At 68.5% G+C, this 17546-nt stretch carries 12 protein-coding genes; 2 read left to right on the forward strand and 10 right to left on the reverse strand.

The window, feature by feature from the left end; translation table 11 throughout:
* Window positions 1-59: 59 nt before the first annotated feature.
* The 7 genes from ACE026_RS16660 to pilG all read right to left on the reverse strand — a co-directional run bounded on the left by ACE026_RS16660 (window position 60) and on the right by pilG (window position 11924).
* The gene (locus tag ACE026_RS16660; protein WP_121039036.1) at window positions 60-533 is read right to left on the reverse strand and encodes a chemotaxis protein CheW; all 474 of its coding nucleotides are present in this window, start codon (window positions 531-533) and stop codon (window positions 60-62) included.
* 31 nt (window positions 534-564) lie between these two features.
* The gene (locus tag ACE026_RS16665) at window positions 565-1887 is read right to left on the reverse strand and encodes a chemotaxis protein CheB (RefSeq protein WP_486039963.1); all 1323 of its coding nucleotides are present in this window, start codon (window positions 1885-1887) and stop codon (window positions 565-567) included.
* Entirely contained in the window at window positions 1874-8437 is a 6564-nt protein-coding gene (locus ACE026_RS16670; protein WP_486039964.1) for an Hpt domain-containing protein, read from the reverse strand. The genes ACE026_RS16665 and ACE026_RS16670 overlap by 14 nt, the downstream gene beginning before the upstream one ends.
* 94 nt (window positions 8438-8531) lie before the next feature.
* Window positions 8532-10568 (reverse strand): methyl-accepting chemotaxis protein, encoded by a 2037-nt coding sequence (locus tag ACE026_RS16675; protein WP_486039965.1) that lies wholly within the window; start codon window positions 10566-10568, stop codon window positions 8532-8534.
* A gap of 43 nt (window positions 10569-10611) precedes the next feature.
* A complete protein-coding gene (locus ACE026_RS16680; RefSeq protein ID WP_088432919.1) occupies window positions 10612-11142 on the reverse strand; it encodes a chemotaxis protein CheW in 531 nt (176 codons plus the stop codon).
* Window positions 11142-11504, reverse strand: coding sequence for a response regulator (locus tag ACE026_RS16685; RefSeq protein ID WP_123730426.1), 363 nt, complete (start codon window positions 11502-11504; stop codon window positions 11142-11144). Before ACE026_RS16685 ends, ACE026_RS16680 begins: the two co-directional genes overlap by 1 nt.
* An 18-nt stretch (window positions 11505-11522) precedes the next feature.
* Window positions 11523-11924, reverse strand: a complete 402-nt coding sequence (gene pilG, locus ACE026_RS16690; protein ID WP_121039045.1) for a twitching motility response regulator PilG — start codon at window positions 11922-11924, stop codon at window positions 11523-11525.
* A 257-nt stretch (window positions 11925-12181) separates the two neighbouring features.
* On the opposite strand from pilG, the gene gshB reads away from it, so the two are divergent.
* Window positions 12182-13132 (forward strand): glutathione synthase, encoded by a 951-nt coding sequence (gene gshB / locus ACE026_RS16695; protein ID WP_486039966.1) that lies wholly within the window; start codon window positions 12182-12184, stop codon window positions 13130-13132.
* A complete protein-coding gene (locus ACE026_RS16700; RefSeq protein ID WP_486039968.1) occupies window positions 13129-14016 on the forward strand; it encodes an energy transducer TonB family protein in 888 nt (295 codons plus the stop codon). Before gshB ends, ACE026_RS16700 begins: the two co-directional genes overlap by 4 nt.
* A 144-nt stretch (window positions 14017-14160) precedes the next feature.
* Here ACE026_RS16700 and tsaB read toward each other — a convergent pair whose 3' ends face one another.
* From tsaB to ACE026_RS16715, 3 genes are all read right to left on the reverse strand, one after another.
* Window positions 14161-14871 carry a tRNA (adenosine(37)-N6)-threonylcarbamoyltransferase complex dimerization subunit type 1 TsaB gene (gene tsaB, locus ACE026_RS16705; protein WP_486039969.1) on the reverse strand — a complete coding sequence of 237 codons (711 nt, stop codon included), beginning with the start codon at window positions 14869-14871 and terminating at the stop codon, window positions 14161-14163.
* 5 nt (window positions 14872-14876) lie between these two features.
* Window positions 14877-16934, reverse strand: a complete 2058-nt coding sequence (yoaA, locus tag ACE026_RS16710) for a DNA repair helicase YoaA (RefSeq protein ID WP_486039970.1) — start codon at window positions 16932-16934, stop codon at window positions 14877-14879.
* A 70-nt stretch (window positions 16935-17004) separates the two neighbouring features.
* Window positions 17005-17532, reverse strand: coding sequence for a hypothetical protein (locus ACE026_RS16715; RefSeq protein WP_346468729.1), 528 nt, complete (start codon window positions 17530-17532; stop codon window positions 17005-17007).
* Window positions 17533-17546 lie beyond the last annotated feature (14 nt).

Here is a 17546-nt window from a genome sequence, read left to right on the forward strand (position 1 = left end):
CCCCCCCCCGTCCCCGTTATTAATCGTGCCGATTAACTACCCCCGTCCCCGTTATTACATCACCCCGCGACCGGGAAGGATTCGTCCAGCGCCGCTTCCAGCGCGTCCAGGTCCGGCAGGAGCGCGCTCTGCTCGCCCAGCAGGACGCGCATGTGCACGCCCTGCGGCAGGGTTTCCTCGGAGGCGTCGGCCAACAGGCCGTCGCGCGGCACCGCGATCAGCTGCGGGAAGGTCTGGGTCAGCAGCGCGAAGTAGGGCCGGCGCGGATTGCCGCCCAGCGCTTTGAGCACGACAACCTTGTTGTTGGCCACCACCGGCTCGTCACCCTGCCCGGACAACCGGGCGAAGGACAGCAGCGGCACGTCCCAGCCGTGCCAGGCGATCTGCCCGACCAGCCAGGCCGGCGCATCGGGAACGGTTTCGACCGGCACCTTGGACATCATTTCGGCCACGGTGGCGTTGGGCAGCAGCACGCGTTCGTGCCCGGCCTGGATCAGGACACCGCGGATTTCGTCGTTGCTGGCGTAGCTCATGGGTCTTCCTTCAAAGGTGCGTCGGCGCCACTCAGGCGTCCACGCCCCAGCGTTCGGCGATGGTGGCGGCCAACTGCGGCGGTTCCCCGGCGTCCTGCCCGGCAGCAACCACCGCACTGGCTGCGGTCGGGTCATAGCAGCCTTCGCCGATCTGACCGGCCACCCAGGCGCCGGCGGCGGCCAGGGCGAGCACGGCGTCCACCTGGGCGGCGTCCGCGCCGCTGAGCATGACCACGCCGCTCTGTGCGGCCGGCAATGCCTCGATCTGGATGCCGTCGGTGTCGGCAATGAACTGCAGGCTGCCCTGTCGCATGGCGATGCCGATGTCGTCGGGCAGGATGTAGGCCTGGCCGGCTTCAACGGGCTGGGCGTCCTCGGCCAGCAGCACCGGCAGTGCGGACACCCGCGCCATCTGCTTGACCAGATTGCCGTAGCGGCCGCCGTCCAGGCGCATATGCACCAGAACCGCGGTGCTCAGCGATTCGGGCAGCGCGGCCAGCAGGCGACGCAGCGCATCCGGCCCGCCGATACCAGCCAGGACCAACACCGCGCCCGCGCAGCCACCGGCGGAACCGGCCTCGGGTTCGAGCTCGACCAGCGACAGACGTTCGATGTCGAAGCGCTCCGGTGCCGGCGCCGTGTCGCTGATCGACGGGGACGCAGCGACAGCACCGTCGTCCTCCACCAGCGACCAACGGCTGTGATCGCCGATCGATACAGCGGCGGCCGCAGCGGGCGGTGCCGAGGCCGGAATCGGCGGAATCGCCGGTGCGATCGGATCAGGGGCCACCGGCTGCAGCGCAGCCAGCGCCTCTTCCAGCGACACCGGCTCGTGCAATTCCGCCGGCGCCTGGTACAGACCATCGGCCGGCACCTCGGCGGCCGCATCCTCGGCTTCGCGCAGATGGAACGCCAGCGGTGCGTCGGCATGCAGCTGCGCCGGGGTGACCGGCAGGCCCGGTTCGGGCTGCAGCCGCTGGTCCTGTTCCGAACCCGGCGGCAGCACGTCCTGATGGCCGTGCAGCTTGGCCACCAGATGCCGTGCCCAGCGCTGCGCTTCCCAGCCATCGCGCCGCGCAGCCAGCTCGGCTTCGTCGAAGATCAGGGTCAGTGACGGCGAACCCAGCACCGGATCCAGCCGCTCCAGGGCGTCTTCGATTGCCGGTTCCAGCGCGATCAGGACCGCACCGGGATCGGCATCACGCAGGACCTGCAGGTCGAGCGTGTTGGGGTCGTCCTCCAGGACCACGCGGGCCCCGGCATGGCCGAGTGCTTCGCGCAGGCGGTCGCGTGCCGGGCCGGAACGGGCCAGCAGGGCCACCGTCAACAGGGGATGGGCATCACTCGCGTGCACGGGCGATCCCCAGCAGGTCATACACGTTGCGCATCAGATCCAGTTCCTGGTACGGCTTGCCCAGGTAGCGCTGGACACCGAGTTCAAAGGCGCGTTGACGGTGCTTGTCGCCGCTGCGCGAGGTGATCATCACGATCGGCACCCCCTGGTAGCGCGGGTCGGCGCGCATGACGCTGGCCAGCTCGTAACCGTCCATGCGCGGCATTTCGATATCCAGCAGCATCAGGTCGGGGACGCGCTCATCCAGACGCTCCAGTGCTTCGATACCGTCACGGGCGACCGTGACCTCGAAGTTGTGGCGCTCCAGGATGCGGCCGGTGACCTTGCGCATGGTCAGCGAATCGTCGACCACCATCACCAGTGGTACATCGCGATCACTGACCTTGGCTGCGGCGGTGATCGGCTTGTGCGGGTTGGCCAGGTAGCGGCGCACCAGCGGGGCCACGTCCAGGATCACCACCACGCGGCCATCGCCGGTGATCGTGGCACCGTAGATGCCCGGCACCGAGGCGATCTGCAGGCCGACCGGCTTGACCACGATTTCGCGGTTGCCCAGCACCTGGTCGATCGCCACGGCCACGCGCAGGTCGCCGGCGCGGACCAGCAGCAGCGGCACCTGGGCCTGGCCTTCGGCGCGGGCCTGTGCCTGGCCGATCAGCGTGCCCAGATCGTGCAACGCGAATTCTTCGCCACCGTAGTGGTAGCCGCCGTTGGCGGTTTCAAAGCGCTCGCGCGAGATCCGGCCGATACCACTGACCGAGGCCACCGGCACCGCAAAGGTGGTCTCGCCGATCTGCACGAACACCGCCTGGGTGACCGCCAACGTCTGCGGCAGGCGCAGGGTGAAGGTAACGCCCTGGCCGCTGACCGAGTGGATGTCCACCGAACCGCCCAGCTGGCGCACTTCGTTGTGGACCACGTCCATGCCCACGCCACGGCCGGCCAGCTGGCTGACCTGGTCGGCGGTGCTGAAGCCGGGCGAGAAGATCATCGCATCCAGTTCGGCATCGCCGAGCACGGCATCGGCGGCGATCAGACCGCGCTGTTCGGCGCGGCGACGGATCGCCTCGCGGTCCAGCCCGGCGCCATCGTCGGCCACTTCCAGCACGATTTCCGAGCCTTCGCGGCGCAGGCGGATGGCGATTTCGCCCTCCTCCGGCTTGCCCGCGGCCCGGCGCTGTTCCGGGGTTTCCAGGCCATGCGCCACCGAGTTGCGCAGCATGTGTTCCAACGGCGCGACCATGCGGTCGAGCACGTTGCGATCCAGTTCGCCGTGGGTCCCTTCGAGGGTGACGTGAACCTGCTTGCCGGTGTCCTGGCCCGCCTGGCGCACGACCCGGCGCAGACGCGGCACGAGACCATCGAACGGCACCATGCGCGCGCGCATCAGGCCGTCCTGAAGCTCCGAACTGACGCGCGACTGCTGTTGCAGCAGCACGTCGTACTGGCGCGAGAGGTCGTCCAGCACGCCCTGCAGACCGCCCAGATCGGCCGCCGATTCGTTCAGCGCGCGGCTGAGCTGCTGCAGCGTGGAGAAGCGGTCCAGTTCCAGCGGGTCGAATGTGTGATCGGCCTGGTCCTGCTCACGCTGATAGCGCGCCACGATCTGCGCTTCGGTTTCCAGATCAAGGCGGCGCAGCTGATCGCGCAGACGGGCATTGGTGCGGTCCAGTTCGCCCATGGCGCCCCGGAAGGCACCGAGCTGCTGTTCCAGACGCGAACGGTAGATCGCCACTTCACCGGCGTGGTTGACCAGGCGGTCGAGCAGATCGGCGCGCACGCGCACCTGTTCCTGCTGCGGCCGCGGCAGACCATCGTCCTCGCTGACGGTTTCCAGCGGGACCGGTGCCGACAGTGGCGCCGCGACAAGCGCGGCGATGGCAGCCTCGACTTTGGCATCACCGGACGGCAGCGTGTCATGGGCGGTCTCGACCGGCTCAGGCTCGACACGGCCCTGGGTACGCTGCTCGAACGCGGCGATCAGGTCATCGGGCATCGCCACGGTACGGTGCTGGCCGGTCCGGGTCAGCAACTGGTGCAGGCGATCGAACCCGCGCTCCAGCAGGTGCACGTCGCTGCGGTCGATATCGGTGCGGTTGGCCGCGACGGCTTCCAGCAGCGATTCAATGCCGTGGCCAAGATCGCCGATCGGGTTGATCCCGGCCATGCGCGCGCCACCCTTGAGGGTATGCAGGTCGCGCTGCAGACCGGCGATCACGTCGCGGTCCTGGGGCGCGGCACGCAGCTCGCTGATCAGGCCATCGCAGTGGTCGAGCAGGTCCTTGCCCTCTTCCACGAAGATATCGACCAGCTCCTGGTCGAGCTGGGTGAAATCGAGCGCATCGCCCGGCGCGAGGTCGTCGCTGTCGGTGGACGCCACCGGGCGGCGATCATCGGCTTCCGCGGCGTTCGTGAAGGTTGCAGCGGGTGCGTCCTCCAGTTCGAAGAAGTGCGCCGGGGTGGCAGCGTCGGCGGAGACATCGGGCACCGTCGTCTCGGTCGCCTCGGCGAACGCATCGGCTTCGCCGGTGTTCTCATCCGTGGCATCCAGACCGAGCACGCCGGTATCGGAGGCATCCGGCGCATCGACGACGGTCAAACCGTCATCCACCGCCTGTTGGGCGTCCACCACCTCGCCAAAGGCCGGCGGCGGCGGCAGGACCTCAGCCAGCGCGTCTTCGTCGCTGTCCGGATCGGTGTCGCGCCAGCTGTCGTTGGCCGCGTCATCGACGGCGACCGCGTAGGCGTTGCCCTCCTCAACGGCATGGGCATCGACATCAGCGGCCGGACCGTCGGCGACGCCCGCCGCTTCCGAGCCGGACCGGGTGTCGGTCGCGGCGTCTGCGACGCCTTCGGCTTCGGCCCTGATGTCCGTGTCCGTGTCCGTGTCCGTGTCGGAGTCCGAGGCGGTTTCAGCGCCGAAGTCGACGGGACGTTCCGACGTGACCGGCTCGGCGAGATGATCGAAGTAGCGCGAGAGATCCTCGGCCGAGGTCAGCTCGACCGCTTCCAGGCCGGCATGCACAGACGCCAGATCCGCGTCCTCGGCTGCGATATCCGGCGACGGCGGCGCATCTGCGGCGCGCGCGGAGTCCGGCAGCTCGGCATCGAAGTAGGCGGACAGGTCGTCCGTGCCGGTCAGCTCCATGGCGATGGTGGCATCGTCGTCGCGGGCCTCAGCGACCGTGCGACCGGCCTCGATCACGCTCAGGCCATCGGCATCGATCTCGGCCTGCTGCTCGTCGGTCACCGTAGTGGCGTGCGCATCTGCTGCCGTCGCTTCGTTGAATGCTTCCGCATCTGCCGCTTCAGTCGCCTCGGCGGACGGTTCGTCGTCCACCAGGTCCAGATCGTCCTCGACCAATGCCGGCCAGCGCGCTTCCGGCAACGTATCGGCCAGGGCAACCAGGCGGGCCGCCAACGCGTTCTGCACGGGCACCCGCGGCGCCTCGTCCTGCAGTGCCGCCATGGTGGTGGTGATCGCGACGGAGGTCTCGGCGAGCGCGTCCATGCCTGCCGCGCTGGGCAGTGCATCGGCAGCCAGGGAACGCTTGATGTAGCTTTCCGCCGCACCGGTGACCGCCGTGATCTCCGGCACGTCGGTCATGGCGAAGGCGCCGTTCATGGTGTGCACGGCGCGCAGCAGCCCGTCGGTCACCGGCTTCGGCGCATCGGCGGCGGCATCCAGCCACGCCTGCAGCGTCGCCTGATGCACCTCGACCTCGGCTTCCAGGATCTCGCGCAGCACACTGTCGATATTGGCCGGTGTGCTCTCGATCACCGGCGCAGCGTCAGTCGTCCCACTGTCCACGGCCGTCGCCACGGGGGCTGCAGCCACACGCTGCAGGGGCACATGGAAGGTCTCTTCGCCGGCGGCCACGCGATCGGCAATGGCCTGCATGGCCTGCAGATCGGCGGTGACACGGCTGCCATCGCGCAGCGCGGCATTGAGCTGCGGCAGCACCTCGTAGGCCTGGCCGACCAGGGCGACCACGGCCGGCGAGGCCGGACGGCTGCCGTCGAGCACGCGGTTGAGCATGCCCTCGATCTTCCAGCTGAACTCGCCCAGGGTACGCGCACCGACCAGCCGGCCACTGCCCTTGAGGGTATGGAACACGCGGCGGATCGGGCGCAAGCGGTCCAGGTTGTCCGGCGCGATGCGCCAGGCCGGGAGCAGGTTGCCCAGGTTCACAAGTTCTTCGTCGAACTCTTCAATGAAGACCTCGCGGATGTCCTGATCGATGTTCTCGCCATCGTCCTCGAAGCCGGCCTCGATACTGGTGTCGTCGGCCGGCACGGCCACTGCCGGGCTCGCCGGTGCAGGCGCGGCCGGCGCGGTACCGATGTCGGTGCCTTCCGGGCGGAACTGCGCGGCGGCGGCGTCCAGTTCGGCCAGGAAGCGGGTGGATTCGTCGTCCAGCTCGATACGGCGGATGACCGCATCCTGCACTGCCGGCGGCGGCAGCGCGGCATCTGCCGCGGCCTGCGGCACCGTGTCGGTGCCATCGATGAACGCATCGGTCGGCGCGGCGACACTGTCGTCCGCCGAGGCCACCGGAATCTCCTGCAGGAACGTCGGCAGGGCTTCCACATCCACCGCGCTCTGCGCGAACGGGCTGGAAGCGACTGTCTGCGCGGCAACGCCATCGCTATCGGTGTCGTTGTCGGTGTCGTTGTCGTTGTCGTTGTCGTTGTCGCTGTCATCGATGTGAAGCGACAGCACGTCGTCGGCGTTGCGCAGGTCCTCATCGAAGGTGAATTCGATCGGCTCGTCGCTCAGCTCCAGCATCTCGTGCTCGGCGGCCACCGGATCGAACCCGGCGCCCGTGGCCACGAAGGCCGGCATCTCCAGCGAGACGTCCGAAACCTCGGGCGCACGCGCCGACGTCGCCACATCCACCGCGTCGTGCGCAGCATCGGCGTGCACGGAGGACAGCGGCGCGACGTCCCACCCGGCGCCGGCGGGCACTTCGGCAATGACCGGATCGAAATGGGCAAACGTAGGCAGTTCGTCCACATCGTCATGGCTGGCCAGCGTCCACTGCGGCGCATCGGCGGCGACCGGGGCGGTGGACGCGTCGAACACCAGCGCCACGGGTGCCGTCGGCACCGGGGCAGTGATCGCCGGCGGCGGATCGAAGGTGAAGTCCGGCAGCGGCGGCGGCAGGTTGGCCGGGCGCGGGATGTCGGCGGTGACGCCGAGCTGGATCGGCTCGGGCGCAGGCGCGTCCCACGGCGTGAGCTCGATGGGTTCGGCCGCGACCGGCAATGACTCCGGCCCGGTATCGGGGGTCGGCTGGTTGGCAGCCGGCAGCGGCCAGTAACGCAGGGTTTCCAGGCTGCTGCGGGTGATGTCCAGAATTTCATCACGGCCCGGGCGACGTTCGCGCAGGGCCTCGAGGTAATACTCCAGGCTGGCCATGGCGTCGGCCAGGGTGTCCAGCTGGCGCCCGCTGGGCACGCGCTGCTTGCCGAGCAGCTCAACAGCGATGTACTGGCGCACGCCCTGCAGGTAATCGGCCGGAACCGATAGATCCAACATGCGCAGCGCACCGGCGACCTCGCCGAGCAGGCGCGGTACTTCCTGCAGCTGCTGGTGGTTCCAGTTGGTTTCGATGAAGGCGACGAAATGCTCCCGCGCCGCAGCGAAGTTGGCGATGGCCTCATGCGCCAGCACCTCCACCGTGCGCCGGTTCTCCACCGCGCTCGGATCGTCTTCGCCACTGCCGCCGGCGCCCAGATGGGCGACCTGGTCATCCAGCGAGGCATCCACGTAAAGCAGCGCGCCGGCGATATCCAGCAGCAGCGTTTCATCGATCTGCTGCACGCCCTCGACCACTTCGCGCAGCGCGTCGCGCTGCTGTACGACCACGCCGCGGGCCACGCCCAGGCCCATCATGCCCAGCGTATCGGCCACCGCGCCCAGCTCGTTGACCTGGGTCTGCAGATGCACCGGCTCGCCGCCGGTACGCAGGTGCAGGTCCAGCGCATCCTTGATGCGCAGCAGCTCTTCCTTGACCGCGTTGCCAACCGTATCGAGCAGCTCACGGTTGCGCCCGCTCAGGCTGCCGCGCGCATGATCCAGCTCGGCTTCGGTGGCGCTCGCGCTGTCCGGCGCGAAGGCGAACAGCACGCTTTCATTGATGCCCGGTGCGGCGCGCGCCGAGCGGATGTCATTGAGCAGCGGCAGCAGCACGATCGGAATATCGCGGTGACCGTTCTGCAGGCGCTCCAGATAATCGGGCAGCAGCACGCTGCCACGCATCAGCGTGGCGCAGGCTTCATCACGATCGGGCACCTCACCGGCGCCGATCGCATTGGCCAACTGCTCCAGCTCCTCGGCCACCATCGCCGGGGCATACAGCTCGACCATGCGCAGGGTGCCCTGCACCTGGTGCAGGTAGCCGGCGCAGAAGCGCATCCGGCTGCCATCGGCAGGGTCTTCCACGTAGTACTCGACCTCGTTGCGCACCTGGCGCAGGGTCTCATCCAGCTCCGGCTTGACCCAGCCCAGCGCAGCGTGGCTCATGGCATCGCGCAGCGTGCTCATGCCAGGTCTCCCGGCAGCTCGGCGCACATGGCGTGCGGTGATTTCTCGCGATGCATCATCTGCTTGTTCCTTCCCTCTCCGCCCTGCCCGCGGCTCACGCCGGCAGCTTGAAGTCGGCGACCGAGCGGCGCAGGTCGGCCGCCAGCTGTGCCAGGTGGCCGATCGACTCGGCGGTCTGTCCCGCGCCCTGCGAGGTCTGGCCGGTAATCTGACGGATCACGCCCATGGTGCGGGTGATGTCCGATGCCGCGGCCGACTGCTGCTGGGCAGCGATCGAGATGTTCTTGATGAGGTTGTTCAACGCGTTGGAAACGCGCTCGATTTCGGTCAGCGCGGTACCGGCGTCTTCGGCCAGGCGTGCACCGGAGACCACTTCGGCGGTGGTCTGCTCCATCGAGCTTACCGCCTCGTTGGTATCGGCCTGAATGGCCTGCACCAGGTTTTCGATCCGTCGGGTCGCACCGGAGGTGCGCTCTGCCAGCCGCTGCACTTCGTCGGCCACCACCGCAAAACCGCGACCGGCCTCACCGGCCGAAGCCGCCTGCACCGCGGCGTTCAACGCCAGGATGTTGGTCTGCTCGGAAATGTCGTTGATCAGTTCCACGATCGAGCCGATTTCCTGCGAGGACTCGCCCAGGCGCTTGATGCGCTTGGAGGTTTCCTGGATCTGGTCGCGGATCTGGTCCATGCCCTGGATCGTTTCGCGCACCACGCCGGCACCTTCGGCGGCGATGATCACCGAGCGCTGCGCCACGTCGGCCGACTCGGCCGAGTTGCGCGACACCTGCTCGATGCTCGAGGCGATTTCGCCGATACGGTCGGAGGCCGAGGTGATCTGGTTGGCCTGGTGGCCCGCCGCTTCAGCCAGCTGCATCGCGGTAGCCTGGGTTTCCTGGGTCGACACGGCCACCTTGGCCGAGGTGTCGTTGATGGTGGTCACCAGGTGGCGCAACTCATCCACGGCGTAGTTGATGGCGTCGGCGATGGCGCCGGTCATGTCCTCGGTCACCGAGGCCTTCACCGTCAGGTCGCCTTCACCCAGCGAGCTGATTTCGTCCAGCAGCCGCATGATGGCCTGCTGGTTGCGGCTGTTGTATTCCACCTGGGTCTGGTACCGCAGTTCCTGTTCGCGCGAGCGGCTGCGCACCGTGCTGCCGACGAAGCCGACGATGGCGATCAGCGAGAGCGCACCAGACGCCACGCCCAGCCAGAAGTTGGGGAACAGGCGGGTATCGCGCAGCGAACCGAACGAAGAGAAGGCTTCGAACAGCTTCTTGCTGTCGCGCAGCATGTCCGCCGAACCGCCCGTGAGGGCCGCGGCCGAGGACTGCGCGGCAAACAGCTGGCGCGAGCTGGCCAGGATTGCGTCGGCATCCTGCTTCATGGTGTCCCACTGCTTCTGCGACTGCTCCAGCGCGGCCAGCGCCGGACCGTTGCGGACCGCGGCGATGCCCAGTTCCTCGTTGCCGTTGCGCAGCGCGTCGAGCACCTGGGTGAAGACCACCGAGTCGCGGGCCAGCGCATCGCCCGCGGCAGCCGCATTGGCACCACCGGCGCGCATTTCCGTCACGCGGCGGGCCATCGAGCCAACCACCACGACCTGCTGCAGGGCGTTGTAGACCTGCGAGGACGGCGCGCCACTGGCCGACATCGCGCGGACCACTTCGTTCAGCTGCGCCTGCAGTGCGGGCACGCCGTTGACGAAGTTGTTCGCGTTGCCGGCCAGGGCCAGCACGGCCGGTTCGCTGGCGACCAGCTGGCCGGCGCTCTTGCCGAGCGGCTCCCAGGTCTGGATCAGCGTGTTCAGCGGCCCGGCGACATTGGTCTCGGTGCCGTAGCGGCCCTGCAGGCCACTGACGGTACTTTCGATGTCGCTCTTGGTCAGCTTGAACGCGGTGAACGCCTGCGCGTTGCCCGAGACCGCCTCACGGCCCTGGTTGGCCAGCTGCTGCGAGAGCACCTGCAGGTTCGCCGCATCGGTGCTCGCACTGGCCAGGCGACTGCCCTGCCAGGTCGCCACGCCGGTGTTGACGCCGAACACGATCATCGACACGGCCAGCAGGCCGAGCCAGAAATTGGTGCCCACCGAGCCGAGCTTGCCGGCCTTGGCGGATTCCGAAGCAGTACTCATCGTTCAACCTCGATCTTCAATACGGAGAGACAGGCGCCTGCGGTCAGGCCGCGGCCTGCCTGAATTCGGGGGTACGCGACAGCAGCGACAGCGAGAACACGCCCCAGTCATGGCCATCGCCGTGGAACGCACGGTCGATGAAGTGTGCATAGCGGCCGGTGGCCAGATCGCCGGCGACAATGTCCTGGTCCAGCTCGAAACTGCGCTGGCCGAACAGTTCATCGATGGTCAATGCCACGTCGCCGCCGGCCTGGCGCATGATCAGCACGCGCTGACCCTCCTGCTGCACGGTGCGCTCGCCTTCCAGGAAGAACTTCAGGTCCACCACCGGAAACAGGTTGCCGCGCAGGTTGCCCACGCCCAGCAGCCACGGCTGTGCGCCCGGCACCGGGGTGATCGGCGGCATCGGCACGATTTCCACCACTTCGCGGAAATCCGAGACCAGCCGGCGCTTGCCCACGCGATAGCCGACGCCTCGCCACAGGTCCTGCGAGAACTGCCGCTCGGGCAGCTGCACCGCATGGGCCAGGCTGCGCCGCTCGTAGGCCTGGAGGATGTCGAAAGGAGAACGCATCAGACCACCAACTGGTTGATCCGCGCGATCAGTTCCTCCTCGCGCGGCGGCTTGACGATGTAGTCGGCCGCCCCCTGGCGCAGCCCCCACGCCTTGTCGGTTTCCATCGCCTTGGTGCTGACGATGACCACCGGGATGTGCTTGATGGCCGCGTCGCGCGCCATCGCACGGGTAGCCTGGAAGCCACTCATGCCCGGCAGGACCACGTCCATCAGCACCAGCTGCGGCGACTGCTCGCGCACGAGCTTGAGCCCGTCCTCGGCGTTGTCCGCTTCCAGGACTTCATGACCGGCCTTGGTCAACCACTGCGTGAACACCGCACGGTCGGTCGGTGAATCCTCGATCAGTACGATTCGAGCCATTGTGCCTTTCCCCCCTGGTCAGGCGTTGACGTATGTGCGGATGGCACCCAGCAGTTCTTCACGCGTGAATGGCTTGGTCAGGTACTGCTCCGAGCCGACGATGCGGCCGCGCGCCTTGTCGAACAGGCCGTCCTTGGAGGACAGCATGATCACCGGCGTGGACTTGAACAGCTGGTTGCCCTTGATCAGCGCACAGGTCTGATACCCGTCCAGCCGCGGCATCATGATGTCCACGAAGATGATCTGCGGCTGTTGATCGGCGATCTTGGCCAACGCCTCGAACCCATCGGTCGCGGTCACCACTTCGCAGCCTTCCCGCTTCAGCAGGGTTTCCGCGGTTCTGCGGATGGTCTTCGAATCATCGATGACCATCACGCGCAGCCCTGCGAGTTCCCCACCCGCAGCCATGTATTCAGTCATTACCTTTCCCCAAGCGCGCGACGCTTGCCTGATCCCCGGCGTCGCTGCGAAAGCGTATCTATATCCCAATACCGGCGCGCGCTTCAAGCGCACCCACCGCGGCCCCGGCGCCAGCGGCCCGGCGGGCGCCCGGCCCGGGCCGTTTGCGCAAATCCGGGGCGGCGCCCGCCCGGCCGGACACTGCGTTCCGCGCCCCCGGGCAGGCATTGCGGACCCATTGTCGCTACCATCATCGGCCTGCCCGCCAGGTTGCGACCATGCCGTTGAATGTCATTGTGGTGATGGACCCCATCGCCCATATCAAGATTGCCAAGGACACCACCTTCGCGATGCTGCTGGAAGCCCAGCGCCGCGGCCATGCCCTGCACTACGTCAGCCCCGGCGGGCTGGCCCTGCGCGACGGCCAGGCCATCGCCCGCACCGCCCCGCTGCAGGTGCGCGAGGACAAGAACGACTGGTTCACCCTGGGCGAGTTCAGCCAGACCGTGTTCGGCCCCGCCCAGGTGGTGCTGATGCGCAAGGACCCGCCGGTGGATGCCGAATTCATCTACGACACCCACGTGCTCAGCGTCGCCCAGCAGGCCGGTGCGATGGTGGTCAACGACCCGCAGGGCCTGCGCGACTACAACGAGAAGCTGGCCGCCCTGCTGTTCCCGCAGTGCTGCCCGCCGACCCTGGTCAGCCGCCGCAATGCGGACCTGAAGGCCTTCGTGCTCGAACATGGCCAGGCGGTGCTCAAGCCGCTGGACGGCATGGGCGGGCGCTCGATCTTCCGCAGCGGCACCGGTGATCCCAACCTCAATGTGATCCTGGAAACCCTGACCGATGGCGAGCGCACGCTGGCCCTGGCGCAGAAATTCATCCCGGACATCACCGCCGGCGACAAGCGCATCCTGCTGGTCGATGGCGAGCCGGTGGACTACTGCCTGGCGCGGATTCCGCAGGGCGATGAGTTCCGCGGCAACCTGGCGGCCGGTGGCCGCGGCGAAGGCCGCCCGCTGAGCGAGCGCGACCGCTGGATCGCCGCCCAGGTCGGGCCGGAGATGAAGCGGCGCGGCATGCGCTTCGTCGGCCTGGATGTGATCGGCGATTACCTGACCGAAGTGAACGTCACCAGCCCGACCTGCGTGCGCGAGCTGGACGCGCAGTTCGGACTGAACATCGCCGGCACCCTGTTCGATGCGATCGAGGCCGGCCTGCCGCGATGAGTGCCAGCGTCGTCCCGGCCCCGACGTGGCAGGCGCGCGAATCCCAGCGGCTGGGCGCGACCCTGACGCTGTCCGTGCTCGTACACGCGCTGCTGCTGCTCGGGGTGGGCTTTGCGGTGAGCGACAACGCGCCACTGGTGCCGACCCTGGATGTGATCTTCAGCCAGACCCAGACCCCGCTGACGCCCAAGCAGGCCGATTTCCTGGCCCAGGCCAATCAGCAGGGCGGCGGCGACCACGACAAGGCGCAGCGCCCGCGCGACAACCAGGCCGGGATCGTGCCGCAGGCGCAGGCCGGGCTGTCGCCGGTGCCGCAGCAGCGCCAGGAGGCGGCCAGCGTGCCGCCGCCGCAGACCCGCGTGATCAACAGCCGCAATGGCGCCGACACCATCGCCGAGGCGCAGCCACAGCCGCTGCCCGAGCACCCCCGCCCGGATGCACCGATGACGGCCCGCGAGCAGCGCGATGTGGAGATGGCACGGCTGGCCGCCGAAGTGCACCTGCGCTCGGCGCAGTACGCCAAACGCCCGAACCGCAAGTTCGTCTCGGCCAGCACCCGCGAATACGCCTATGCCAACTATCTGCGCGCGTGGGTCGACCGCGCCGAGCGCGTCGGCAATCTGAATTACCCCGATGAGGCCCGCGCCCGTCGGCTCGGCGGCCAGGTGGTGATCACCGTCGGTGTGCGCCGCGATGGCACCGTCGAAAGTGCCCGCATCCTGCAGTCCAGCGGTACACCGCTGCTGGATGAAACCGCGCTGCGCGTGATCACGCTTGCCCAGCCGTTCCCGCCACTGCCCAAGACCGAGGATGCGATCGACATCCTGCAGGTGACCCGCACCTGGGTGTTCCTGCCCGGCGGCGAGCTGCGCGACGACCGCTGATCGCGCGCGGATCGTGTGCGGATCGCGCGCAGGGTCCAGCCACGCATGGCGTGGCGCTACGAGAACGCCGCGCAGGTAGTGCCACGCCAGGGTGGCTGGGGCTTACGATGCGATGCGCAGCTGGGCGCTACGAGGCCGCCTGCGTTACGAGGCCGCCTGCTTCGCCGCCCGCGCCGCCTGCTGTTCAACCAGGGTCAGTGCCACGTTGTTGCGCAGATACGCCGGCTCCACCCGCTCGGGCGCCACACCTTCGCCGCGCTGGAATGCGGGTACCGCCAAGGCCAGCACGTCCGAGGCACGCGGCAGCGCCAACGCGTCCACGCCGGTCAGTTGATCGGCCAACCGCGTTGCCAGCACGCCCTCGGCCGCGCCGAAGCCAGTCCCCACGCCGAACCAGCGCGTGCCCTCAGGCAACACGACCTGCTCCGGCGCGCACACGCTCTCCTCGCCCTGCAGCTGCCACTGCCCGTCCACGCGGATGTGGCGTGCGGCATAGACCTCGCCCATGCGCGCGTCGATACTGGCCAGTACATGATCGGCTTCGGCCGGCGCACGCAGCGCCAGCGCCTGCAGGGTGGAGACCGCGATCAGCGGGCGGTCCAGCGCCAGGGCGATCCCCTGGGCGATGGCGATCGCCAGCCGCACCCCGGTGAACGCGCCCGGCCCCCGCCCCAACGCGATCGCATCCAGCTGTGAACGGGCCACCCCCGCCTCGGCCAGCAGCGCCTCGGCCCAGGGCAGGCTCAGTTCGGCGTGGCGGCGCGGGGCGATCTCGAAGCGCTCGCTGACCTGCCCATCCACATACAGGGCAACGGAACAGGCTTCGGTGGCGGTTTCAAAGGCGAGCAGTTTCATGGCGGTCAGAACAGGGAAGTGGGAAAGTCATCGGCAGACTGCAGACGTTGTGCTGGCTGCGCGGATGCAGGCGCAGCTGCAGGTATGGAGTCAGCGACGGGCCATTGTGGCGCAAAGAAGGCCTGCACATCGGTCAGCGAACGGGTGCGCCGGAACGGCGGCAGTGAATCCAGGAAGATCCGGCCATAGCCGCGGCTGAGCAGGCGCGGATCGCACAGCACCAGTACGCCGCGATCGGTCTCGCTGCGGATCAGGCGGCCAACGCCCTGCTTGAGCGCGATCACCGCCTGCGGCAGCTGCTCATCGCGGAACGGGTTGCCACCGTCGCGGCGGATCGCATCCAGCCGCGCTTCGAACACCGGATCGTCCGGGGCGGCGAAGGGCAGCTTGTCGATCACCACCACGCTGAGCGCATCGCCCACCACGTCCACGCCTTCGCGGAAACTGGCCGAGCCCAGCAGGACGCCGTTGCCCGATTCACGGAAGCGCTGCAGCAGGGTCGCGCGCGGCGCCTCGCCCTGCACGAACAGCGGCCACGGTGCATCGCGCAGGGCCTCGGCCGCTTCGCGCAGTGCGCGGTGCGAGGCGAACAGCAGGAACGCACGGCCGTGCGAGGCCTCCAGTACCGGCGTCAGCGCGCGGATCAACGCGGTGCCGAAGCCGCGCGCGGCCGGATCGGGCAGATCGGTCGGCAGATAGCACAGCGCCTGTTGGGCCCAGTCGAACGGGCTGGGCTGCAGCAGGCTGACCGGATCATCCAGGCCCAGCCGCTGGGAAATATGCTCGAAACCACCGTCCACGGTCAGCGTGGCCGAGGTGAATACCCAGGCCGCCATCGAGCGCTGGCGATGCTCGCGCAGCGGACCGGACACATCCATCGGCGTGCGCTGGCAGCGGAAACCGCGTGGTGTCAGTTCATACCAGAGCACTTCCGCTGGCGGCGGCGCTTCGTCCGGATCGGTGTCGAAATCCAGCATCGGCGCATCCTCGCCCAGCCAGCGCGACAACCGCGAGACCGCTTCCATGGCGCGCGCATGGCAGGCATCCAGACCGGGTGACGCCTCGCGCACCCCGGCCAGCGCATCACGCAGCTGCACCAGCGTGCTCATCGCGGCATCAAAGCCATCACGCACCTGCGGCACGGTCAGCGCGCGCCACTGGGTGCCGCGTGGCGGCAGGCCATCCATCGCCACGCGCAGGTCGCGCAGGGTCTGCTCCAATGCGGCCGCCGGCTCCTGCAGGGCCGCCTGCGCACCGGCTACGCTGCGGCTCTCGGCCAGGCAGTCGCGTGCCAGCTCCTGCCACGGGCGCATGCCGAAGCCTTCGCCGAAGAAGTTGGCCGCCAGTTCGGGCAGCTGGTGGGCCTCGTCGATCACGAACGCCTGCGCGCCCGGCAGGATCTCGCCAAAGCCTTCCTGCTTGAGCGCCAGATCGGCCAGCAGCAGGTGGTGGTTGACCACCACCACGTCGGCCGCCTGCGCCCGCTGCCGTGCCTGCACGACGAAGCAGTCATCCCAGAAGGGGCACTCGGTGCCCAGGCAGTTATCGACGGTGGAGGTCACCATCGGGTACAGCGGCGAGTCCTCCGGCAAGGCCTCCAGCTCGGCCATGTCGCCGTACTTCGTGCGCCCGGACCAGGCCAGGATGCGCTGGAACTGCGCGACCTGCTCAGTGGAACTGAAACGGGGTTCGCCCCGGGCCTGCTGCAGCCGATAGCGGCACAGATAGTTGGCGCGGCCCTTCAGCAGCGCACTGCTGTGGCCCACACCGAGCGCAGCCCGTACGCGCGGCAGATCGCGGTGATACAGCTGATCCTGCAGCGCGCGGGTGCCGGTGGAGATGATGGTCTTCAACCCGGACAGCAGCGCGGGCACCAGGTAGGCATAGGTCTTGCCGGTGCCGGTGCCGGCCTCGGCCAGCAGCACGTCGCGCTGGTCGAACGCTTCGGCGATCGCCGCGGTCAGGCGCAGCTGGGCCGGGCGCGGAACGAAGGCATCGAGCTGGCTGGCGAGCGCACCGCCCTCACTGAGGGCATCGCGGCTGGCGTGGGCAAGTTGGGACATGACGCCATGATAAAGGGTGTCGACCGATGCCCGGCGCTACGCCGTCACGCATCCGACTGCATCACCCACCTCAGTAGCGCATGATCCCCGGTACCGTGCAGCCGTCCAGCTGGGCATGCGCCGAGGCTGCGTTTTCTTTCTCACCACGGGCCAGACGTGACTGTTCGATCGTCGCCCAATGGCGACGGCACAGCGGGCCGGTCTTGGAGCCCAGCTCGACCGACTTGCGGGCGAACGTTTCCGCCGCTGCCCAGTCGCCCTGCAGCAGGGCGATCTCGGCACGGTCCTGCAGCACCGACGGGTCCGAGGCCATGATCGCCAGCGCCTGATCCAGCGCCGCCGCAGCGCCGGTCAGATCGTTGGCCTGGCGACGGGCATGCGCGGCCTGGCGCAGGTCTTCCACCTCGCTGTCGCGCAGCGGCTGCACGGCCAGCTCTTTATCGTCATTGCCCGCGGCGGCATCCACGGCGGCCAGGCGCTGGGCCGGCGTGGTGGTGTCGACCGGGGCCTTCACCGCCGGTGGCGGAGTGACGCAGGCAGCCAAAGCAAGACACAGCGTGGCCAGCGACGCGGAACGGATCAGGAAACGGGTGGTCATGCAGGCAGGCCTCG

The organism is Stenotrophomonas sp. AGC87 (genome assembly GCF_057333975.1).